The sequence below is a fragment of the Streptomyces sp. AF1A genome, assembly GCF_047340315.1.
GTDB lineage: Bacteria > Actinomycetota > Actinomycetes > Streptomycetales > Streptomycetaceae > Streptomyces.
This window is the reverse complement of the sequence record NZ_JBLEBI010000003.1, coordinates 24,873-46,518: the sequence shown is the minus strand read 5'-3', so window position 1 is coordinate 46,518 and position 21,646 is coordinate 24,873. Positions and strand designations below refer to the sequence as shown.

Here is a 21,646-nt window from a genome sequence, read left to right as displayed (position 1 = left end):
CCCGCACCTGTTGAGGAGTACCAAGGGATGACGCCCGGCGACAACGGCGCGAGCACGCCCGAGGACGACGACCCGTTCGGCTACCTGTACGCAGACGGCCAGGCCAGAGGAGCCCAGCCGCCGGCCGGTGGCTACGGCTACCCGAACTCGGTCAGCAGGGTGCGTGCGGTCGGCGAGCGGCAGTACGGCCAGGTGCCGCAGCAGCAGGGTGCCTACGGCCAGCAGGCCCCCCAGCAGGGCGCCTATGGCCCGCAGGCGACCCAGCAGGGTGCCTACGGCCAGCCGAACGCCCACTACCAGGCCCCCGAGACCCTGCCCGGCGGCGCTCCGGCCGGCCACCCCTCGGCCCAGCCCGCGCCCGGCCGGCGCGGCCCGAACACCAAGGGGCTGCTGATCGGCGCGGTCGCGGTGGTCGCCGCGGTCGTGATCGGCATCAGCGTCGCGATGATCAACGGCAACTCGGACGACGGCAAGAACCACGACCGGGCCGGCGCCAACCCGACCCAGTCCCAGACCACCCGACCGAGCCAGTCGGCGAGCAGCAGCGCGTCCCCGACCGACCTGCCGAAGACCGATGCGAAGGACCTCCAGCTGGCCGGCGGCGCGACCCCTGCCTCGGACGTCAAGGGCGCGAAAGCGGCCGGCGGGGTCTATGTGAACGGGTTCAACGCCGTCGGCGCCTCGGTCACCTGGACCGTGGGCGGCATCCCCAAGTCCGGCAAGTACAGCGTGTACGTCGGTTACAGCGTTCCCGGCAAGGACGCCACCGCCACCCTCACGGTCAACGGCACGGCCTCCAAGACGCCCGTCAACCTGAGGAACTGGGCGGGCGCCCCCGGGGGCGACTACGAGAAGGGCTGGACGAAGACCTACACCTGGGTGCAGCTCAACAAGGGCACGAACACCATCCAGCTCTCGTGCGCGCAGGGCAACCAGTGCGACGCCCTCATCGACCAGATGTGGCTGGTCAACGGCTGGGTGAAGTCCGGCGGCTGAGTTCCGAGGCCGTATCCCGGCCTTGCGGCCGCCGGAGCCGTCGGCTTCCGGCGGCCCGCCGAGGCGGCCCTGCAGCTCACCGACTCAGATGCGTCGGCCTTCAACACAGAGGACGGCCACCCAGCCCGTCTTTCCTGCCCACTTCCTCACGCTGCTGTCACTGTCACGCCTGCCAGCAGTTTCTCGTAGGTCGCGCGGTCGAAGTCGCCCGCTGTCGCGGAGCGTACGGTGGCTGCCGACAGGGCGACCGCGCGGGTGAGGCGGTCCGGCCAGGGGAGCTGGTCCAGCAGGCCGGAGAGGAGGCCGGCGACGGCCGAGTCGCCCGCGCCGGTGGGATTGCCGTGCTCGGGGGCGGGCGGGACCGCGCGCCAGCGGCCCTCCGGGGTGAGGGCCAGCAGGCCCTGTGCGCCCAGGGAGGCGACGACGGCTCGGGCGCCGCGCCGCCGGGCGTCCTGGGTGGCGCGCGACGGCTCGTGGGAGCCGGTGAGTTCGGCCAGTTCGTCGGCGTTGGGCTTGACCAGGTCGGGGCGGGCGGCGACCCCGCGCCGGAGCGGCTCGCCGCTGGTGTCGAGCAGGACCGGGACGCCGGCCGCCTTCGCCGTGCGGACCAGATTCGCGTACGCCCCCACCGGCACGCCCGGTGGCAGGCTGCCGCACAGGGCCACCGCCGAGGCGGACGCCAGGAGTTCGTCGTAGCGGTCGAGGAAGGCGCCCCATTCGGCGGGTGCGATCTGCGGGCCCGGCTCGTTCAACTGGGTGGTGTCACCCGAGAGTTCGTCGACGATCGCGATCGTGCGCCGGGTCGGCCCGGCGACGGGGACGAGCGCGTCCGTCAGGCCGGGGACGCCGGCCAGCCGGTCGCGTATCTCCCGCCCGGTCCCGCCGCCCGCGAACCCCGTGACCGTCACCTCGTGCCCGAGCGCCGCCAGCACCCGGGCCACGTTCACGCCCTTGCCGCCGGGCCGCTCGACGACCTCCGAGACGCGGTGCGAGGCGTGGGGCCGCAGCGACCGCACGCGATGGGTGATGTCGAGAGCGGTGTTCAGCGTGACCGTGAGGATCACCCGGGCCGACCTCCCTCGAAGTCCATGCGCCTGTCATCGGTTTCCGGGGCCACGATCATGCCAAAGAGACGGCGGCGGGCCCAGTCACGAGTCGGCCGCCGTCGCCGGAAAAGACGGGCGTATCAGTCCAGTTGGGGAGCCACCGCCCACTCGCCCCGGCGCATCACGCCCTTGATCCGGAACTCCGCGTCCAGCAGGACGAGGTCGGCGTCCTTGCCGGGCTCCAGGGAGCCGACGCGGTCGGACAGGCCGAGCAGCCGCGCCGGGTTCGCGCTCAGGGCCCGGACGGCGTCCTCCACGGACAGCCGGTCGACGGTCACCGCCCGCCTGAACGCACGGTCCAGGGTGAGCGTCGAGCCCGCGATGGAGCCGCCCTCCACCAGCCGGGCCACGCCCTCGCTGACCTCCACCTGGAGCGGGCCGAGCATGTAGCGGCCGTCGCCGATGCCGGCGGCGTCCATCGCGTCCGTGATGAACGCCACCCGGTCCGCGCCCGCGTGGTGGAAGGCCAGCTGAAGCGCGGCGGGGTGCAGGTGCGTGCCGTCGTTGATCAGCTCGACCGTCACCCGCTCGTCCTCCAGCAGGGCGGCGACCGGGCCGGGGGCGCGGTGGCCGAGGACGGGCATGGCGTTGAACAGGTGGGTGGCGACCGTGGCGCCCGCGTCGATGGCCTCCACCGTCTGCTCGTAGGTGGCGTCGGTGTGCCCGATGGCCGCGATCACCCCGTGCTCGGTGAGCAGCCGCACGGAGTCGACGCCGCCCGGCAGCTCGGCGGCGAGGGTCAGCATCCTCGCCTGGCCGCGCGCCGCGTCGATCAGCTTGCGCACCTCGGCCGGGTCCGGGTGGCGCAGCAGCGCCTCGGAGTGGGCGCCCTTGCGGCACGGCGAGATGAACGGCCCCTCGAAGTGGATGCCGGCGATCTCCCCCTGCTCGGCCAGCTCGCTCAGCAGCCCGGCCTGCCGCACCAGGACGTCCATCTCGTCGGTGACGGTGGACGCGACGAGCGTCGTGGTGCCGTGCAGGCGGTGCGTGCGGACCGCCCGCAGCACGTCCTCGGCCGTGCCGGAGAACGAGGCCCCGCCGCCGCCGTGGTTGTGGATGTCCACGAAGCCGGGGACCAGCCAGTGGCCGCTCACGTCGACGACCTCGGCGCTCTCGGCCGCCGCGGCCGCGATCTTCGCACCCTCGACGACCACGCGCCCGTCGTCCACGACGCCGGTGGGCAGCACCACCCGAGCACCTGCGAGAACCAAGCTGGGAGCCATCAGGCGGTTACCTCCGAGGGGTCGGTGGAGTCGAGGAGATCCCGGGCGAGGAGCCCCGCGCCCAGGCAGCCGGCGGTGTCGCCGAGGGCGGCGGGGACGACGGCCGGCAGTTTCTGGAAGGTGACCCGCCGCCGGACGGCGTCCCGCAGGGGCTGGAACAGCACTTCCCCCGCCTCGGCCAGTCCACCACCGATGATCAGCATGCGCGGGTCCAGCAGGGTGAGCGCGGTGACCAGCCCGTCGGCGAGGGCGTCCACCGCCTCCTGCCAGACCCGGACGGCGTTCGGGTCACCGGACGCGACGGCCCGGGCGCAGTCGGCGGCGTCCGCGTCCGGGACGTTGCAGACCGCCGCCCACGCCTCGCTGACGGCGGACGCGGAGGCGTACCGCTCCAGGCAGCCGCGCTGCCCGCAGGGGCAGGGGGTGCCGCCGGGGCGCACGACGACGTGGCCGATTTCACCCGCGAAGCCGTGCGCGCCCGCCTCCACCCGGCCGTCGATGCCGATGGCGCCCGCGATGCCGGTGCCGAGCGGCACGAAGAGGAACCGGTCGGCGCCCCTGCCGGCGCCGATCCGGCCCTCGGCGAGTCCGCCGGTGCGCACGTCGTGGCCGAGGGCCACGGGCACCGCGAGCCGCTCGGCGAGCAGGGCGCGCAGCGGCACGTCCTTCCAGCCGAGGTTCGCGGCGTAGACGGCGACGCCGTGCTCCTCGTCGACGATGCCGGGGACCGCGAGCCCGGCCGCGGCGGCCGGTGTGCCGTACCGCTCAAGACCGTACGCGCGCAGCTCGGCGGCGAAGTCGAGGATCGTCTCCACCACCGCGTCGGGGCCGCGCTCGCGGCCGGTGGCCCGGCGGGCGCGGTGCAGCAGGGCGCCGTCGTCGCCGACGAGGGCGGCCTTCATCCCGGTACCGCCCACGTCCAGGGCGATGACATGTCTCACGGGAGACAGTGTGGCCCTCGGACCCGGGAGAGGTCTAGTCCACTCACGTGGTGTAGACCTTACGGGTCCATATGTTGAACGGTCAGACAGCATGGTTTGGGGTTGTGAGTTTGCGTCGGCATACAGCAGGAGCAATCGCGGTGGTGTCCGCTCTGGGCATGACGGCGGTACTGGGCGGCTGCGGGAGCACGGGCTCCTCCGACGTGACCCTCAGACTCGTCGCGGCCGACTACGGGAACTCGGCCGCCAACAGCTCCAAGAAGTACTGGGACACCCTGGCCAAGGAGTACGAGTCGAAACACCCCGGCGTGAAGATCGACGTCAGCGTGTACTCCTGGAAGGACGTCGACCGCAAGGTCAAGGAGATGGTCGACGCCGGGCACGCCCCCGACCTGGCCCAGATAGGCGCCTACGCCGACTACGCGGCCGCCGGCAAGCTCTACCCGGCCTCCGACGTGCTCTCCATCCGCACCCAGGCCGACCTGCTCTCCCAGCTGGCCGACGCGGGCCAGTGGAACCACACGCAGTACGGCATCCCCTTCGCCGCCTCCACGCGCGTGCTCTTCTACAACAAGACCCTCTTCGCCTCGGCCGGCCTCACCCCGCCCACCACCTGGAGCGAGCTGGCCGCCGACGCGAGGGTGCTGAAGGACAAGGGGGTGAAGTACCCCTACGCGCTGCCCCTCGGCCCCGAGGAAGCCCAGGCCGAGACCATGCAGTGGCTGCTGAGCGGCGGCAGCGGCGGCACCGGTTACACCGACGACATCGGCACCTACACCATCGCCTCCACGCAGAACGTCCAGACCTTCACCTGGCTCAAGGACGAGCTGGTCGACAAGGGGCTGACCGGCCCCGTCGCGCCCGGCAGGCTCAACCGGGCGGACGCCTTCGCCGCCTTCGCCGACGGTCAGGTCGGCATGCTCAACGGCCACCCCACGCTGATCCAGCAGGCCGCGAGGAAGGGCGTGAAGTTCGGCATGGTCCCGATGCCGGGCCGCACCGGCAGGGCCAAGGCCTCGATGGGCGTCACCGACTGGATGATGGCCTTCAGGCAGAACGGGCACGCCGACCAGACAGGCGACTTCCTGGGCTTCGTCTACTCCGAGAAGAACGTCCTCGCCTTCTCCCGCGAGTACGGCCTGCTCCCGGTCACCAGCTCCGCCTCCGACACCATGAGCGCGTCCAACGCGTCCACCGACAAGGCCCTGCACCCGTTCCTGGACCAGCTGGCCACCTCCCAGCTCTACCCGGTCGGCAAGACGTCCTGGGCGGCGGTCAGCGCGGCCGTGAAGAAGGACATCGGCCAGGCCGTCGCCCCCGGCGGCAACCCCTCCGGCGTCCTCACCCGCCTCCAGGCGATGGCCGCGGCGGCGGACAGCAGCAACGCGAACTAGACCGGAGTGCCGCCGCCCAGGGCCGCTTGGGCGGGCGGCCGGGTGCCGGCGCGGGGCCCCCCGGGTGCCGGTGCGGGGGCTGCCTGGGCGGGGTACCGGCTGCCGGTGCGGGGCCACATGGGAGGTACGGAGCCGTCAGCCCCCGGGTGCCGGTGCGGGGCCACCTCTGCGGGTAGGGGTCGCGGGTGCTTCGGTGGGCGGGCGGTTGTCGGTGGCCGGCGCTACCGTGGCGGGCATGGAACTGGGCAGTCGTGAGAAGGCCGTCCTCGCGCTGGAGCGCCGGGGCTTCACCGGTCCCGGTGCCAAGGAGCGGGCGATACGCGAGGAGCTGGGGCTGGCCCCCGTGCGCTACTACCAGCTGCTCAACGCCCTGCTGGACGACGAGCGGGCCCTGGCCCACGACCCGGTCACGGTGAACCGCCTGCGCCGGGTGCGGGAGGCCCGCCGCTCCGAGCGCTGAGGAGTGAGGCCCGCCTTCCGCGGATAGTGTCGCCGTATGGGCACCCACACGACCCACTCCACCCCACCGCCGGATCCCCTGCCGACCCCGGCCACCCAGCCCGGCCGGGACGGCCTCGCCGCGCTGCTCGCCAAGCCCCGCGCCGCGGTCGTCGGGCTGGACTTCGACGGCACGCTGGCCCCCATCGTCGCCGACCCCGATCAGGCCCGCGCCCATCCCGAGGCCGTCCCCGCGCTCGCCGCGCTCGCCCCCAAGGTGGCCTCCGTCGCCGTGATCACCGGCAGACCCGCGGGCGTGGCGGTCCGCCACGGCGGCTTCGCGGGCGTCCCTGGCCTGGAGCACCTCACCGTCCTCGGCCACTACGGCGCCGAACGCTGGGACGCGGTCACCGGCACGGTCACCGCCCCCGCCCCGCACCCGGGCGTGGCCGCGGTCCGCGCCGAGCTGCCCGGCGTCCTCGACCGGGCCGGCGCCTGGCAGGGCACCTGGATCGAGGAGAAGGGCCGGGCGGTCGCCGTCCACACCCGCCGCGCGGCAGACCCCCAGGCCGCCTTCGAGGCCCTGCGTGCCCCCCTCACCGACCTCGCCACCCGGCACGGCCTGATCGTCGAGCCCGGCCGCCTGGTCCTGGAACTGCGCCCGCCGGGCATGGACAAGGGGGTCGCCCTCCTCGACCACGTCCGCAGGATTGGCGCCCAGTGCGTCGTCTACGCCGGCGACGACCTCGGCGACCTCCCGGCCTTCGCCGCCGTCGACAAGCTCCGCTCCGACGGCGTCCCCGGCCTCCTCGTCTGCAGCGGCAGCACCGAGGTCACCGAACTGGCCGAACGCGCCGACCTCGTGGTGGACGGCCCGCAGGGGGTCGTACGACTGCTGCGGACACTGGCGGCTCAGCTGGACTGAGCGTCCAGAGCGCGCAGCTGGTCCAGGAACCACTGGGCGGGCGGCAGCGCGGTGGCCGCGGCAGCGAGCCGTTTCGACCGCTCCGCCCGCTCGCCCGCCGGCATTCCGAGCGCCGCGTGCAGCGCCTCCGCCGTCCCGCGGATGTCGTACGGGTTCACCACGATCGCGTCCTCGCCCAGCTCCTCGTACGCCCCCGCCTCCCGCGACAGCACCAGCGCGCATCCCTCGTCGGAGACGACCGGGATCTCCTTGGCGACCAGGTTCATGCCGTCCCGGATGGGGTTGACGAGCGCCACGTCGGCGAGCCGGTACGCGGCCAGCGACCGCGCGAAGTCGTCCCGCACGTGCAGCACCACCGGCCTCCAGTCGGCCGTTCCGTACCGCGCGTTGATGTCCTCGGCCACCCGCTGCACCTCGGCCGTGTAGTCCCGGTACACGGCGAGGTCCTGTCGCGAGGGGTACGCGAACGCCAGGTGCACCACCCGCTCGCGCCACTTGGGGTGGTCGTCGAGCAGCTGCCGGTACGCCAGCAGCCCGCGCACGATGTTCTTGGACAGCTCGGTGCGGTCCACGCGCACGACGGTCCGCCGGCCCTCGCCGATCTCCTCGCGCAGCGCCGCCATCCGCTCGTCCACGTCCGCCTCGTGGGCCCGCTCGCGCAGGAAGTCCGCGTCCGCGCCCAGCCCGTGCACCCCGATCCGGGTGCCGGACGGGATCCCGGGACCCAGCACCGCGTGGCAGCACTCGGTGAACGCGTCCGCCCACCGCTGCGTGAGGAACGCCGCCCGGTCCGCGCCCAGGATGCCGGTCAGCAGCTCGGCCGCGATGTCGTCCGGCAGCAGCCGGAAGTAGTCCGGCGGGGCCCACGGGGTGTGCGAGAAGTGGCCGATGCGCAGGTCGGGGCGGAGCTGCCGGAGCATGCGCGGGGCCAGCGCCAGGTGGTAGTCCTGGATCAGCACCGCCGCGCCCTCGGCCGCCTCGTGGGCCAGCGCCTCGGCGAACGCCCGGTTGTAGACCTCGTACGACGCCCACTGCCGGCGGAACTCCGCGTCGAAGACCGGTTCCAGCGGTGTCTGGTACAGCATGTGGTGGACGAACCAGAGCACCGAGTTCGCGATGCCGTTGTACGCGTCGGCGAACACCTCCGCGTCGATGTCGAGCATCCGCACCCGCTGCCCGCCGGTGTCCTCGGCCGGCAGCAGCCCGCCGTCCGCGCGCCGCGCGGCCTCCCGGTCGCCGTCGCTCAGCGCGGCGCACACCCACACCGAGCCCGCGTCCGGCCCGATGGCCGACAGCCCGGACACCAGCCCGCCGCCGCCCCGCTTGGCGCGCAGCGAGCCGCTGTCGTCCGCCGTGTACGAAACCGGGCCGCGGTTGGACGCGACCAGCACCTCGGCACCGTGCGAAGAAGCCATGGTCCTCAACCTAGCCCGGTCCGGAAACGCTCAAACGTACGGACCACCCGGGAAGGCGGCTGTATACGGCCGTACTCCGCTTTCACGCCACCTGGCGGTGCGCGTACTCCGCGATCTCCACCATCGGCGGCCGCTCCTCGGTGTCCACCGAGTAGGTGCGCGGTTCGAAGCCGTTCGCGCCCCGCTCGAATTGGGTCAGCGCCGGTCGGATCAGGTGCCCGCGGGCGAGCCGGAGCTGCGCCGTGCGGTAGATGGCCGCGGCCATCCGGCCCAGCGCCTGCCCGTCCTGGTGCCGGTGCTTGCGCACGCCCACGTCCACCTGGGCGAGCGCGTCCAGGCCGACCAGGTGCAGCGCGTCGACCAGCATGCCCAGCTCCACGCCGTAGCCGACCGGGAACGGCAGCTGCTCCAGCAGGCTGCGGCGGGCCGCGTACTCGCCGCCCAGCGGCTGCACGAACCCGGCCAGCTGCGGCCAGTGCATGTTCAGCAGCGGGCGGGCCATCAGCTCGGTGACCCGGCCGCCCTGCCCTGCCGCCCCGGCGAGCGGACGGTCGTACATGCCCTTGACCAGGTCCACCCCGGGGTCGGTGAGGAGCGGGCCGACGATCCCGGAGACGAAGTCGGCGGAGAACTCCCTCAGGTCGGCGTCGACGAAACAGACGATGTCGCCGCCGGTGACCAGGAGGGAGCGCCACAGGACCTCCCCCTTGCCCGGAACGGCGGGGATGCGGGGCAGGATGTCGTCGCGGTGGACGACCCGCGCACCCGCGGCGGCGGCGACCTGGGAGGTGCGGTCGGTGGAGCCGGAGTCGACGACGACGATCTCGTCGACGAGCGGGACCTGCTCCACGAGGTCGTGCCGGATGGCGGCGACGATGTCGCCGACGGTCCCCTCCTCGTTGAGCGCGGGCAGCACGACGCTGATCGTCTGCCCCGTGCGCTGCTTGGCGGCGAGGACCGTGTGCAGCGGGCGATCGGTCACGGACCAGGAGCGGGTGGCCAGCCAGCGCTCGACTTCTTCCAGCACGGTCTGCTGCTCCTCACGGTTGTCTCGCGGTTCGGACGACTATCTCAACTGTCCTGGCCTTCGGTTACAGTCTTGAACAACGCCGATGACCATCGCATGTCGGGGGTCATCGGGCGTACACAACCGCATACCGCTCATCCAGAGGGGCAGAGGGACACGGCCCGATGAAGCCCCGGCAACCCTCCAGTCGGTTCTCGTCGCAGAGCGAGGCTCCCGGCTAGGGAAGGTGCCAAATCCGTCTCACGGCGAGATGCGTCGTGAGGAAGATGAGGAGAAAGGGCCTCGCCTCCATGGCTGTGCAGACAGTTGCAAGCTCCAGCAGTTCCACCGTCGACCTGGGCCCCGCCACGGCCCTGAGCTGCCGCGAGTGCGGTCACCGGGTGCCGCTCGGACCGGTGTTCGCCTGCGAGGAGTGTTTCGGGCCGCTGGAGATCGCCTACGACTTCTCCGCCTACGACACCGAAGAGCTGCGCCGCCGCATCGAGGCCGGCCCCACGAACATCTGGCGCTACGCCCCCCTGCTGCCCGTCCCCGCCGACGTGGCCGGCAAGCCCAACCTCAACCCGGGCTGGACCAACCTCGTCAAGGCCGACAACCTGGCCCGCGAGCTGGGCGTGACCGGCGGGCTGTACGTGAAGGACGACTCCGGCAACCCGACGCACTCCTTCAAGGACCGCGTCGTCGCCCAGGCCCTGGAGGCCGCCCGCGCCTTCGGCTTCACCACGCTCTCCTGCTCCTCCACCGGCAACCTGGCCGGTGCCGTCGGCGCCGCCGCGGCCCGCGCCGGCTTCCGCTCCTGCGTGTTCATCCCGCACGACCTGGAGCAGGGCAAGGTCGTCATGGCCGCCGTCTACGGCGGTGAACTCGTCGGCATCGAGGGCAACTACGACGACGTGAACCGCTTCTGCTCCGAGCTGATCGGCGACCCGGCCGGCGAGGGCTGGGGCTTCGTCAACGTCAATCTGCGGCCGTACTACGCGGAGGGCTCCAAGACCCTGGCGTACGAGATCTGCGAGCAGCTCGGCTGGCGGCTGCCCGACCAGGTCGTCGTCCCGATCGCCTCCGGCTCCCAGCTCACGAAGATCGACAAGGGCCTGCAGGAGCTGGTCAGGCTCGGTCTCGTGGAGGACCGGCCGTACAAGATCTTCGGCGCGCAGGCCGAGGGCTGCTCGCCGGTGTCCACCGCCTTCAAGGCCGGGCACGACGTGGTCCGCCCGCAGAAGCCCAACACCATCGCCAAGTCCCTCGCCATCGGCAACCCGGCCGACGGGCCGTACGTCCTGGACATCGCCCGCCGCACCGGCGGCGCCGTGGAGGACGTGACGGACGAGGAGGTCGTGGACGCCATCAAGCTCCTGGCCCGCACCGAGGGCATCTTCGCGGAGACGGCGGGCGGAGTGACCGTCGGCGTGACCCGCAAGCTGGTCAAGGACGGCACCCTGGACCCGACGAAGACCACGGTGGTGCTCAACACCGGTGACGGCCTGAAGACCCTCGACGCGGTGGCCGGCACCGGCCTCACCGCCACCATCCGCCCGACCCTGGACTCCTTCCGAGAGGCTGGCCTCGCATGAGCGTGACCGTTCGCATCCCCACCATCCTGCGTACCTACACCGGCGGCCGGGCCGAGGTCGCCGCCGAGGGCGCCACCCTCGCCGAGGTCATCGAGGACCTGGAGAAGAACCACACCGGGATCGCCGCCCGCGTCCTGGACGACCAGGGCAAGCTGCGCCGGTTCGTCAACGTGTACGTCAACGACGACGACGTGCGCTTCGAGCAGGGCCTGCAGACCGTGACCCCGGACGGGGCGGGCGTCTCCATCATCCCGGCCGTCGCCGGCGGCTGACCGGATGACCGATCATTACCGTCGGTAACAGTGGTTACCGACTGTTCCCCCGATTGCCCCCTCCGTGAGAGAAGCGGAGGGGGCAATTCTGCGTGATTGAGCGCGGTACAGTTGGGGAACGCGCTCCCGGCGCCCCCGCCGGAAACCCTGGTTTCATGCCGCACACCCGATAAGAAGCAGCCAAAGTGTGCGGGTTTTATGCGGCTTTTGTGGCCTTTATGGGGCCCGACTTGCCCTGAATTCACGCGAATTCTCGCCACATTCCGGGTCCGGCTCGTCAAGAATTCTCGTCCGATTGACCTGTTGCAGACGGCAGTTGGACAGATACATTCAGCCGCGGTCGACGCGTTCCGGCGCACGCCCCCGACCGATGGGGGGTGAGGTCTGACCCGGGTCCGCGAAGTGTGGATCTGTGCAAGGGCCAGTAATAGGGGAGTTAGGCATGGCTCAGGGCACCGTCAAGTGGTTCAACGCGGAGAAGGGCTACGGCTTCATCGCGGTCGACGGTGGTGCGGACGTCTTCGTCCACTACAGCGCGATTCAGATGGACGGCTACCGCACCCTGGAAGAGGGCCAGCGGGTCGAGTTCGAGATCTCGCAGGGCCAGAAGGGCCCGCAGGCCGACATGGTTCGCGTCACCGCCTGAACGTTTCTCGTTACCGAGGGGCTCGCACCGGCACAGGGTGCGGGCCCCTCGTCGTGCGCCGCGGCCGTGTTCGCGGGAGGCTGACGGTGGCTCCTCCACCCCGGAGGCGCTTGCACTCGGCATGGTCGAGTGCTAATCATTGGCGTTAGCACTCTGAAGGTGAGAGTGACAGTGAAGGACCGGGTCGGTGAGGCCCGCGGGCCGGGTGGGGCAAGGAACCACGAGGCCGGCGAGCCGTCCGTCGCGGGCGCGGGCGCGGTCCGAAGGAATCACCCCCAGTCCTGGAGGGACCACTTCACATGGCCAAGATCATCGCGTTCGACGAGGAGGCGCGGCGCGGCCTCGAGCGCGGCATGAACCAGCTCGCGGACGCCGTCAAGGTGACGCTCGGCCCCAAGGGCCGCAACGTCGTCCTCGAGAAGAAGTGGGGCGCCCCCACGATCACCAACGATGGTGTCTCCATCGCCAAGGAGATCGAGCTCGAGGACCCGTACGAGAAGATCGGCGCCGAGCTGGTCAAGGAAGTCGCCAAGAAGACGGACGACGTCGCCGGTGACGGTACGACCACCGCGACCGTGCTCGCCCAGGCCCTGGTCAAGGAGGGCCTGCGCAACGTCGCCGCCGGTGCCAACCCGATGGCTCTGAAGCGCGGTATCGAGAAGGCCGTCGAGGCCGTCTCCGCCGCCCTGCTGGAGCAGGCGAAGGACGTCGAGACCAAGGAGCAGATCGCCTCCACCGCGTCCATCTCCGCCGCCGACACCCAGATCGGCGAGCTCATCGCCGAGGCCATGGACAAGGTCGGCAAGGAAGGCGTCATCACCGTCGAGGAGTCCAACACCTTCGGTCTGGAGCTCGAGCTCACCGAGGGCATGCGCTTCGACAAGGGCTACATCTCCGCCTACTTCGCGACCGACATGGAGCGCATGGAGGCGTCGCTCGAGGACCCGTACATCCTCATCGCCAACTCCAAGATCTCCTCGGTCAAGGACCTGCTCCCGCTCCTGGAGAAGGTCATGCAGTCCGGCAAGCCGCTGCTGATCATCGCCGAGGACGTCGAGGGCGAGGCCCTGTCGACCCTGGTCGTCAACAAGATCCGCGGCACCTTCAAGTCCGTCGCCGTCAAGGCCCCGGGCTTCGGTGACCGCCGCAAGGCCATGCTCGGTGACATCGCCATCCTCACGGGCGGCGAGGTCATCTCCGAGGAGGTCGGCCTCAAGCTGGAGAACGCGACCCTGGACCTCCTGGGCCGCGCCCGCAAGGTCGTCATCACCAAGGACGAGACCACCATCGTCGACGGTGCCGGCTCCTCCGAGCAGGTCAACGGCCGGGTCAACCAGATCCGCGCCGAGATCGAGAACAGCGACTCGGACTACGACCGGGAGAAGCTGCAGGAGCGCCTGGCGAAGCTCGCCGGCGGTGTCGCGGTCATCAAGGCCGGTGCCGCCACCGAGGTGGAGCTCAAGGAGCGCAAGCACCGCATCGAGGACGCCGTCCGCAACGCGAAGGCCGCGGTCGAGGAGGGCATCGTCGCCGGTGGTGGCGTGGCCCTGCTGCAGACCACCAAGGTCTTCGAGAAGCTGGAGCTCGAGGGTGACGAGGCGACCGGCGCCAACGCCGTGCGCATCGCGCTGGAGGCCCCGCTGAAGCAGATCGCCGTCAACGCCGGCCTCGAGGGCGGTGTCGTGGTGGAGAAGGTGCGCAACCTGACCCCGGGCCACGGCCTGAACGCCGCGACCGGCGAGTACGTCGACCTGGTCAAGGAAGGCATCATCGACCCGGCGAAGGTGACCCGTTCCGCGCTGCAGAACGCCGCCTCCATCGCCGCGCTGTTCCTCACCACCGAGGCCGTCATCGCCGACAAGCCGGAGAAGGCCGCCGCGCCGGCCGGCGGCGGCATGCCGGGCGGTGACATGGACTTCTGATCGACCCCGGTCGATCACGTCCTCACCGAGGGCGGCACTCCCTGTCCATGGCAGGGGGCGCCGCCCTCGGGCGCGTCCGGGGGGCCGGCGGCGGGCTCGGCGAGGGTCGCCAGGCGCCGCAGGCCCGCCCGCCGCTGCACCAGGCTCAGCCCGGTGACGCCCGCGCCGAGCGCCAGCCAGCCCGCCGGGCCGGCCGTCATCACGGCACCGGTCAGCAGCAGCGGGCCCACGGACTTCTGCACCGACTGCGCCATGCCGGCCACGCCCAGATAGGAGGCCCGGGCGCGCGGCGGGGCCAGGCTGACCGCCAGCTCCCAGGAACTCACCGAGCGCAGCAGTTCGGCCAGCGTGACCAGCATCGCGGCCGCGAGCAGGGCGAGCGAGGCGGACCAGGGCCCGCCGCCGGTGGCGGTCGCCAGGACGAGGCAGCAGGCGAGCAGGGTCACGCCGTACCAGCCCACCGCGGCGGCCGCTCGGTGCGGGCCCTCGGCCCGTGCCGACACCCGCAGCTGGAGGACCACCACGAGCACGGTGTTGACCACCAGGAACGCGGGGACGACCGCGTGCGGCGCGGCGGTGCGGTGCACCAGCCACAGCGGCAGGCCGACGTTGAGCACCGAGTCGTCCAGGTTCATCGGGATGTCGAGCAGGACGAAGAGCAGGTAGCCGGGGTCCCGCCAGGGGCTGGGGGCCGGGGCCGGTCCCTCCGGCCCGCCACGGGTGCCGTCGTCGCCGGCGTCGCCCTGCGCCACGACGAGGCCGCGGCCGGCCGGCTCGCGGGTGCGCCGGACCAGCGCGGCGGACAGGAGGTAGGACAGGGCGTTGGCCGCGATCAGCGCGCGATAGGCGTTCGGGGTGCCCACGGCGAGGCCGAGCGCCGCGATGCCCGCGCCGACGGCGTACCCGGCGTTGGCCACGCTGCGGGACAGCGCCTGGTAGGTGCCGCGCCGCTCACCCGCGACCCGGGTGGCGAAGAGCATCTCCAGCGTCTTGGCCGCTCGCTCGCCCAGGCTGGTGAGGGCGACCGCGGGCAGCAGTGTGGCGAGGCCGTGGGCGACCAGCAGCAGGCCCATGGTCCCCAGGCGCAGCAGATGACAGCCGATCAGCAGGCCGCGCACGGGGAGCCGTTCGGCGGCGCGCCCGGCGAGCGGTGATCCGGTGATCCCCGCGACCGCACCCACCCCGAGCAGCAGGCCGAGCCGGCGCGCGTCCAGCCCGCTGACGAAGGTGAAGTAGAGCACGGAGGCCGCGGCCCACACGCCCGTCCCGGTCCGGTCCACACACAGCGCGAGCAGCATGACCCGCGCGTCGCGCCCGCCCGGAGGTCTGCGCAGCTGTGCCGCCAGTCCGGCCCCGGTCTCCGTGCCTCGGCCCCGTCGCATGGCCGGCCCCCGTTTCCTTTCCACCGTCCAACTATCTCGGCATCAAGATACTTGATATCGACAGACTTGGCGCGGTGTCCGGGGAATGTGGGCCACTCCACAGGCGGTTGTTACTTAAGATGCTGCAACAATGCGTGCACACATACCGTCCGGTCAGCAGAGTCACTCACGAGGAGCCCCCCACGTGACCGTCACGCCCTCCGCCTCCCGCGCGGCCCAGATCCTCTCGCGCCCGATCGCCCTGAACGGCCTCACGGTCCCGAACCGGATCGTGATGGCGCCGATGACCCGCATGTTCTCCCCGGGCGGTGTCCCCGGCGAGGACGTGCGCTCGTACTACGCCCGCCGCGCCGCCGCCGGCGTCGGTCTGATCGTCACCGAGGGCACCTACGTGGGCCACGAGTCGGCGGGCCAGAGCAGCCGCGTGCCCTGGTTCCACGGCGAGGAGCAGCTCGCGGGCTGGGCCAAGGTCGCCGAGGACGTGCACGCGGCGGGCGGCACCATCGTCCCGCAGCTGTGGCACGTCGGCACGGTCCGCAAGCAGGGCCAGAACCCCTACCCGGACGCCCCGTCCCACGGCCCCTCCGGGCTCCGCGTCGACGGCACCGCGGACGCCACGCCGATGACCCAGGCCGACATCGACGCCGTCATCGGCGCGTTCGCCCGGGCCGCCGCCGACGCCGAGCGCATCGGCTTCGACGGCGTGGAGATCCACGGCGCCCACGGCTACCTCGTCGACCAGTTCCTGTGGGCGGGCACCAACCGCCGTACCGACGCCTACGGCGGCGACGCGGTGGCCCGCACCAGGTTCGCCGCGGAGATCGTGGCGGCGGTCCGCGCGGCCGTCTCGCCCGAGTTCCCGGTCATCTTCCGCTACTCGCAGTGGAAGCAGGAGGCCTACGACGCCCGCCTCGCCGAGACCCCGGAGGAGCTGGAGGCGATCCTGACCCCGCTGGCGGCGGCCGGCGTCGACGTCTTCCACGCCTCCACCCGCCGTTACTGGCTCCCCGAGTTCGAGGGCTCCGACCTCAACCTCGCGGGCTGGACGAAGAAGCTCACCGGCAAGCAGGTCATCTCGGTCGGCTCGGTCGGCCTCGACGGCGACTTCATCCACGCCTTCCAGGGCGCGGGCTCCGCGGTCCAGGGCATCGACAACCTGCTCGACCGCATGGAGGCCGACGAGTTCGACATGGTCGCCGTCGGCCGCGCGCTGCTGCAGGACCCGCAGTGGGCGGCGAAGGTGCTCTCCGGCCGCTTCGACGAGCTGAAGCCGTACGACGCGGCGTCGCTGCGGACGCTCAGCTGACATCACCCGGTCGCGCGGGCACTCGTGATCGTCGCCGCGCGTTCTCCTGATGACCAGTGAGGAGCGAGCATGACGACGAGCGAGTCCCCGGCCCGGGACACCGACGGCCCCGTGGTGCGCACCGCCTCCGGCGCGGTGCGCGGCCTGCGCGAGCGGGACCTGTCGGTGTTCCGGGGCATCCCCTTCGCCGCGCCCCCGGTCGGCGAGGCCCGCTTCCAGGCCCCGCGCCCGCCCCGCCCCTGGGACGGCACCCGGGAGGCGTACGCGTTCGGCCCGCCGCCCCCGCAGGAGTCGGGCTTCGTGGGCCGCACGGCCCCGGCGGCGGGCCCGCGGGCCGGCGACTGGCTCACGGTGAACGTCTGGACCCCCGACCCGGACCCCAGGGCGGCCCGCCCGGTCATGGTCTGGATCTACGGCGGCGCCTACAAGCTGGGCCACGGCGGCCAGCCGGGCTACGACCCGCAGCGCCTGGTTCGCGAGGGCGACGTCGTGGTCGTCACCTTCAACTACCGCGTGGGCGTGGAGGGTTTCGCCCTCTGGGAGGGCGCGCCGGCGAACCGGGGCCTGCTGGACCAGGTGGCGGCCCTGGAGTGGGTGCAGGAGAACATCGGCGCGTTCGGCGGGGACCCCGCCCGGGTCACGGTGTTCGGCGAGTCGGCGGGTGCGGGCTCGACCGCCGCCCTGCTCGCCATGCCGAGAGCGCGGGGCCTGTTCCGGCGCGCGGTGGCGCAGAGCGTGCCGGGCACCTTCTTCTCACCGGCCCTGGCGCGGGACATCGCGACGGCCCTGGCGGCCGAGGCGGGCCTCGCCCCCAGGGCGGCCGAGCTGGCGGCAGCGGACCAGCAGCGGCTCACCGCGGCCGGCCAGGCGCTGGGCGTCAAGATGATCCAGCACGGCGAGCGATGGGGCCGGGTGGCGCCCACGTCCGTCCCCTACTCACCGGTGGTCGACGGCGAGGTCCTGCCCACCACCCCCTGGCAGGCCCTCGCCTCGGGCGCCGCGCGGGAGGTGGACCTGCTCGTCGGCCACAACCGCGACGAGTACCGCCTGTTCCTGGTCATGTCCGGACTGCTCGACAAGGTCACGGACGAGCTGGCGACGGCCACCCTGCGCCTGTACGCACCGGGTGGCGCCGCGGGCGAGGCGGCCTACCGCGCGGCCTTCCCCGGCTTCTCCCCGGGCCGGCTCTTCGAACGCGTCCAGACGGACTGGCTGTTCGGCATGCCGAGCCTGCGCCTGGCCGAGGCCCAGCGGGCGGGCGGCGGGCGCGCCCACTTCTACGAGCTGACCTGGCCGGCGCCCGGCAGCGACGGGGTCCTGGGCGCCTGCCACGGCCTCGACGTCCCGCTGCTGTTCGGCACGTTCGGCGCGGACCTCGGCGGCCTCCTCTTCCCGGCCGGCCCGCCCGGCGAGGAGGCGGAACGGCTCTCCGCCCTCTTCCGCCGCTCCTGGACGGCGTTCGCCCACAGCGGCGACCCCGGCTGGCCGGAGTACGACACGGGGTCCCGCCTGGTGCGGGTCCTGGACGCGGAGCCGAGGACGGCGCCGTATCCGGAGGAGGAGAGCAGACGCATCTGGGAAGGGCACGCGTTCACGCCGCTGCCGCTGCTGGGCTGACGCCGGCGGCGGCTACAGGTTGCCCATCGGCTCGATGGGCACGCGCACCGGCGTCCCCCACACCCGCAGCACCTCGTAGTCGGTGAACTCGTGCACCAGCCGGTACGCCATCGCGGGCCGGGAGCCGCGCCGCTGGGCGGCGAGATAGGCCTCGGCCTCGCGCCGGTCGCGCCGGGGCGTCCCGCAGAGCTGCCACTCCTGACCGTTCCACAGCTCCGGCAGCCAGCGCTGCTGGGGCTGGGGCCGGTCGCCGCGGACGCCGTAGCGCGAAGGTGCGGTGGCCGCCGGCTCCGCCGGACTCGGCCTGCCCTGGAACTCCGACCGGCGGGCGGCCCGGCGCCGGGTCTCGCAGAGCAGACACAGATCGGGCGCGCTCTCGTCGACGGGCCCCTGCGGGTGCTCGGCACACCGGGTGCTGGGCGCGGTGGAGGTGACACTCTCCTCCAGCAGGTCGAGCGCCCTGCGCAGATCGGTCCTGATCTCGTGCAGCCGGGCGTCCGGGGTGTCGGCGGCCAGGGCCTCCCCGTGCTCCCCCAGGAGCCGCAGGGCCCGTCCGATGGCGGCGAGCTGGGCGTGGTTCATGGTCAGTCTGCGTAGTCCTCGAATTCCTCCGTGTCCAGTGTGAGGCCGGGAGAAACGGTACGTCGCACGGGGGTGCCCCACGACCCGGAGGGCGCTCGCCGGCGCCGTCGTGCTGGACTGGGGGCGTGTTCACGCTGCCGAGCCGACTCGTCGACGCCCTCGCCCGCTTCAACGCCGCCCATCCCTGGGATCACAACGCCCACTATCACCGCTGGCTGCTGCGGCGGTTGCCCCGCCGGTTCGCCACCGCGCTGGACGTGGGCTGCGGCACCGGCGACCTGGCGCGCCTGCTGGCCGCGCGGGCCGCACAGGTCGACGCCATCGACGCCGACCCGGGCGTGCTCGTGCGGGCCCGTGAACTGACCTCCCCCACCGCCCCCGTCGCCTACACCCTCGCCGAGGCCCCGAAGGGCCTGCCCCCGGGCCCGTACGACGTCGTCACCTGCGTCGCCGTGCTGCACCACCTGCCGTTCGCCGACACGCTCACCCGGCTGCGGGAGGGCCTCGCGCCCGGCGGGACCCTGGTCGTGGTGGGCTGCGCCCGGGCCGCGAGTGGCGCCGATCACGCGCTGGGGCTGGCCGCCGTACCGCTGAACGCGCTGACGGGCTGGGTGAAGAACCGCGGGCGGCCCCGCGCCCATCGGCCCGTGTCCATGACCGCGCCGGTCCGGGACCCCGACATGACGTTCGCCGAGATCGGCCGCGAGGCGCGCCGGCTGCTTCCCGGAGCCCGGCTGCGCCGGCGGCTCTTCTGGCGCTACACGCTCCTCTGGCGCGCCCCCGCGGACGCTTCTGGCGGCTGACGTGTGCGTGCTTGTCGACGCCTCGGGGTGGCTGACGCCTGCGCGCTCGTGGACGTCTCTGGTGGCTGACACCCGCATGCCCGCGGACGCTTCCGGCGGTTGACGCCTGCGCGCTCGTGGCGGGTCGGTACTCAGTTACCGGGTCTGTGCCAGCGCGGCGCGCAGGTGGCCGTCGGACTCGGTCAGCAGGCGGGCGGCGGTCGGGCCGTCGACGTGGGCGAGGAGGACGAGGATCGCGTTCTTCACCTCGCCGCCGCACTCGGTGAGGGCCCGCTCGATCTCCTCGTCGCCCGCGCCCGTGGCCAGCGCGACGATCCGGTGCGAACGGGCCCGGAGTTTGTCGTTCGAGGCCCGCACGTCGACCATCAGGTTCCCGTACGTCTTGCCCAGCCGGATCATCGTGATCGTCGAGAGCATGTTGAGGACCATTTTCTGGGCCGTGCCCGCCTTGAGCCGCGTGGAGCCGGCGATCAGCTCCGGGCCCACGACGACCTCGATGCCGTGCTCGGCGGCGGCCGCGAGCGCGCTGTGCTCGTTGCAGGCCAGACCGATGGTCAGGGCGCCCAGCGAGCGGGCGTGTTCGACGGCGCCGAGGGCGTAGGGGGTGCGGCCGGAGGCCGAGACACCGACCACCGAATCGCCGGGGGCGAGCGCCAGGGCGTCGAGATCCTTGCGGGCCAGCTCCCGGGAGTCCTCCGCCCCCTCGACGGAGGTGACCATCGCCTCGGGACCGCCCGCGATCAGGCCGACGACCCGGGCGGGGTCGGTGTTGAAGGTGGGCGGGCACTCGGAGGCATCCAGCACCCCGAGCCGGCCGGCGGTCCCGGCACCGGCGTAGACGAGGCGTCCGCCGCGCGCCATCCGCTCGGCCACGGCGTCGACGGCGGCGGCGATCCGCGGCAACTGGGCGGCGACGGCGCCGGCCACGCCCGCGTCCTCGCCGTTCATCAGGCGGGCGATGTCGAGGGTGGGCAGGCGGTCGATGTCGGCGAGTTCGGGCCGGAAGGCCTCGGTGGTCAGGGAGGCGAGCTGGCTGCGCAGGTCGTGAGCGCGGTGAGAGGTGTCGTGCGAGGTCATCGGGGGCGGCTCTCTCCGATCCAGGTGCCGGTACGCGTACGGTCACTCACCGGACGCCGGTGCGTGTGCTGTCACTCACCGGGCGCCGGTGCGGTGCCGGTGTGCCAGCGCCTCGTACGACGCGGCCAGCGCCGGCGCGGCCGTCTCGTACGTGCGCTGTGCCACTCCCACGAACAGGCAGTCCACCACGAGCAGTTGGCTGGTCCGCGAGGACATCGCGGCCGGCCGCAGCTCGCTCTCCCGGGAGGTGGACGTGGTCAGCACGTGGTCGGCGTACTGGGTGACCGGCGAGTCCGGCCGGCCGGTGATGGCCACCGTCGTCGCCCCGCGCTCGAAGGCGACCCGCAGCGGCTCGATGACGTCCCCCGTCGAGCCGGAGTGGGTGATCGCGATGGCCACGTCACCCGAACGGAGCTGCACGGCGTTGGTCACCGCGAGGTGCGGGTCGCTGTGCGCGTGGGCTATGAGCCCTATCCGCAGCAGCTTCTGGGTGAGATCCTGGGCCACGAGCCCGGAGGCCCCGATGCCGTACACGTCGGTCCGCCGGGCGCCCGCCAGCGCGGCGACGGCCGCGCCGAGGTGGACCGTGTCGAGTCCGGCGGCGGTGTCGGCGAGGGTCTGCTGCTCCTCGTAGGCCAGTTTGGTGACGACGTCGCCGATCGGGTCGTCCACGGCGATGTCGGTGGTGATCGCGGGCGCCCGCCCGGACTGCTGCTGGGCGGCCAGCCCGGCGAGGGCCAGGCGCAGGTCCCGGTAACCGGGGTAGCCGAGCAGGCGGGCGGTCCGCACGACCGTGGCCTCGCTGGTGCCGGTGAGCTCGGCGAGGCCGGTGACCGTGAGGGCGGCGCAGCCGGCCGGGTCGCTCGCGACGGCCTCGGCGACCCGCTGCATGGAGCGGGTCATGGACGGGGCGAGCGTGCGCACCTTGGCGGCGAGCGAGCCGCCCGGGCCGCCGAAAATTTCCTTCACGTTTTGGGTCACTACTGAAAGATATTTTCGG

At 72.7% G+C, this 21,646-nt stretch carries 20 protein-coding genes and 1 riboswitch; of the genes, 11 read left to right on the top strand and 9 right to left on the bottom strand.

Annotated elements, in window-relative coordinates:
• The first annotated feature begins 27 nt into the window (after nucleotides 1-27).
• Nucleotides 28-996, top strand: a complete 969-nt coding sequence (locus ACLU3S_RS01875; protein ID WP_413949905.1) for a carbohydrate-binding protein — start codon at nucleotides 28-30, stop codon at nucleotides 994-996.
• A 146-nt stretch (nucleotides 997-1,142) separates the two neighbouring features.
• On the opposite strand, the gene ACLU3S_RS01870 is transcribed toward ACLU3S_RS01875, so the two are convergent.
• From ACLU3S_RS01870 to ACLU3S_RS01860, 3 genes are all read right to left on the bottom strand, one after another.
• Nucleotides 1,143-2,060 carry a 1-phosphofructokinase family hexose kinase gene (locus ACLU3S_RS01870; protein WP_413949904.1) on the bottom strand — a complete coding sequence of 306 codons (918 nt, stop codon included), beginning with the start codon at nucleotides 2,058-2,060 and terminating at the stop codon, nucleotides 1,143-1,145.
• A gap of 122 nt (nucleotides 2,061-2,182) precedes the next feature.
• The gene (gene nagA / locus ACLU3S_RS01865; protein WP_413949903.1) at nucleotides 2,183-3,325 is read right to left on the bottom strand and encodes an N-acetylglucosamine-6-phosphate deacetylase; all 1,143 of its coding nucleotides are present in this window, start codon (nucleotides 3,323-3,325) and stop codon (nucleotides 2,183-2,185) included.
• The gene (locus tag ACLU3S_RS01860) at nucleotides 3,325-4,266 is read right to left on the bottom strand and encodes an ROK family protein (protein ID WP_413949902.1); all 942 of its coding nucleotides are present in this window, start codon (nucleotides 4,264-4,266) and stop codon (nucleotides 3,325-3,327) included. Before ACLU3S_RS01860 ends, nagA begins: the two co-directional genes overlap by 1 nt.
• Before the next feature lie 158 nt (nucleotides 4,267-4,424).
• Here ACLU3S_RS01860 and ACLU3S_RS01855 point away from each other — a divergent pair, with 158 nt between their 5' ends.
• The 3 genes from ACLU3S_RS01855 (at nucleotide 4,425) to otsB (ending at nucleotide 7,023) form a co-directional block, all read left to right on the top strand.
• Nucleotides 4,425-5,660: an extracellular solute-binding protein gene (locus ACLU3S_RS01855; RefSeq protein ID WP_413949901.1), complete on the top strand. Its 1,236-nt coding sequence runs from the start codon at nucleotides 4,425-4,427 to the stop codon at nucleotides 5,658-5,660.
• Nucleotides 5,661-5,895: 235 nt separating this feature from the next.
• Nucleotides 5,896-6,120: a DUF3263 domain-containing protein gene (locus ACLU3S_RS01850; RefSeq protein WP_413949900.1), complete on the top strand. Its 225-nt coding sequence runs from the start codon at nucleotides 5,896-5,898 to the stop codon at nucleotides 6,118-6,120.
• A gap of 36 nt (nucleotides 6,121-6,156) precedes the next feature.
• Nucleotides 6,157-7,023: a trehalose-phosphatase gene (otsB, locus tag ACLU3S_RS01845; protein WP_413949899.1), complete on the top strand. Its 867-nt coding sequence runs from the start codon at nucleotides 6,157-6,159 to the stop codon at nucleotides 7,021-7,023.
• Here the strand turns inward: otsB and ACLU3S_RS01840 are convergent.
• Nucleotides 7,011-8,438: an alpha,alpha-trehalose-phosphate synthase (UDP-forming) gene (locus ACLU3S_RS01840; protein ID WP_413949898.1), complete on the bottom strand. Its 1,428-nt coding sequence runs from the start codon at nucleotides 8,436-8,438 to the stop codon at nucleotides 7,011-7,013. The two genes, otsB and ACLU3S_RS01840, sit on opposite strands and share 13 nt — an antisense overlap.
• 82 nt (nucleotides 8,439-8,520) lie before the next feature.
• On the bottom strand, nucleotides 8,521-9,465 hold the full coding sequence (locus tag ACLU3S_RS01835; RefSeq protein ID WP_413949897.1) for a glucosyl-3-phosphoglycerate synthase: 945 nt from the start codon (nucleotides 9,463-9,465) through the stop codon (nucleotides 8,521-8,523).
• Between the two features lie 131 nt (nucleotides 9,466-9,596).
• Nucleotides 9,597-9,738: riboswitch (SAM riboswitch) on the top strand.
• A gap of 17 nt (nucleotides 9,739-9,755) precedes the next feature.
• On the opposite strand from ACLU3S_RS01835, the gene thrC reads away from it, so the two are divergent.
• From thrC to groL, 4 genes are all read left to right on the top strand, one after another.
• The gene (thrC, locus tag ACLU3S_RS01830) at nucleotides 9,756-11,039 is read left to right on the top strand and encodes a threonine synthase (RefSeq protein ID WP_413949896.1); all 1,284 of its coding nucleotides are present in this window, start codon (nucleotides 9,756-9,758) and stop codon (nucleotides 11,037-11,039) included.
• A complete protein-coding gene (locus ACLU3S_RS01825; RefSeq protein WP_413949895.1) occupies nucleotides 11,036-11,311 on the top strand; it encodes a MoaD/ThiS family protein in 276 nt (91 codons plus the stop codon). The genes thrC and ACLU3S_RS01825 overlap by 4 nt, the downstream gene beginning before the upstream one ends.
• Nucleotides 11,312-11,753: 442 nt before the next feature.
• A complete protein-coding gene (locus tag ACLU3S_RS01820; RefSeq protein WP_004986573.1) occupies nucleotides 11,754-11,957 on the top strand; it encodes a cold-shock protein in 204 nt (67 codons plus the stop codon).
• A 299-nt stretch (nucleotides 11,958-12,256) separates the two neighbouring features.
• The gene (gene groL / locus ACLU3S_RS01815; RefSeq protein WP_413949894.1) at nucleotides 12,257-13,879 is read left to right on the top strand and encodes a chaperonin GroEL; all 1,623 of its coding nucleotides are present in this window, start codon (nucleotides 12,257-12,259) and stop codon (nucleotides 13,877-13,879) included.
• A 14-nt stretch (nucleotides 13,880-13,893) separates the two neighbouring features.
• On the opposite strand, the gene ACLU3S_RS01810 is transcribed toward groL, so the two are convergent.
• Nucleotides 13,894-15,261, bottom strand: a complete 1,368-nt coding sequence (locus tag ACLU3S_RS01810) for an MFS transporter (RefSeq protein ID WP_413949893.1) — start codon at nucleotides 15,259-15,261, stop codon at nucleotides 13,894-13,896.
• Nucleotides 15,262-15,445: 184 nt separating this feature from the next.
• Between ACLU3S_RS01810 and ACLU3S_RS01805 the strand changes: the two genes are divergently transcribed.
• Both ACLU3S_RS01805 and ACLU3S_RS01800 read left to right on the top strand, forming a co-directional pair.
• On the top strand, nucleotides 15,446-16,567 hold the full coding sequence (locus ACLU3S_RS01805) for an NADH:flavin oxidoreductase (RefSeq protein ID WP_413949892.1): 1,122 nt from the start codon (nucleotides 15,446-15,448) through the stop codon (nucleotides 16,565-16,567).
• Between the two features lie 69 nt (nucleotides 16,568-16,636).
• Nucleotides 16,637-18,184, top strand: coding sequence for a carboxylesterase/lipase family protein (locus ACLU3S_RS01800; RefSeq protein WP_413949891.1), 1,548 nt, complete (start codon nucleotides 16,637-16,639; stop codon nucleotides 18,182-18,184).
• A 12-nt stretch (nucleotides 18,185-18,196) separates the two neighbouring features.
• Here ACLU3S_RS01800 and ACLU3S_RS01795 read toward each other — a convergent pair whose 3' ends face one another.
• Nucleotides 18,197-18,766 (bottom strand): hypothetical protein, encoded by a 570-nt coding sequence (locus ACLU3S_RS01795; protein WP_413949890.1) that lies wholly within the window; start codon nucleotides 18,764-18,766, stop codon nucleotides 18,197-18,199.
• 125 nt (nucleotides 18,767-18,891) lie between these two features.
• Between ACLU3S_RS01795 and ACLU3S_RS01790 the strand changes: the two genes are divergently transcribed.
• Nucleotides 18,892-19,569, top strand: a complete 678-nt coding sequence (locus tag ACLU3S_RS01790; protein WP_413949889.1) for a class I SAM-dependent methyltransferase — start codon at nucleotides 18,892-18,894, stop codon at nucleotides 19,567-19,569.
• A 135-nt stretch (nucleotides 19,570-19,704) separates the two neighbouring features.
• On the opposite strand, the gene murQ is transcribed toward ACLU3S_RS01790, so the two are convergent.
• Nucleotides 19,705-20,646, bottom strand: a complete 942-nt coding sequence (murQ, locus tag ACLU3S_RS01785; RefSeq protein WP_413949888.1) for an N-acetylmuramic acid 6-phosphate etherase — start codon at nucleotides 20,644-20,646, stop codon at nucleotides 19,705-19,707.
• 75 nt (nucleotides 20,647-20,721) lie between these two features.
• Entirely contained in the window at nucleotides 20,722-21,627 is a 906-nt protein-coding gene (locus ACLU3S_RS01780) for a MurR/RpiR family transcriptional regulator (protein WP_413949887.1), read from the bottom strand.
• Nucleotides 21,628-21,646 lie beyond the last annotated feature (19 nt).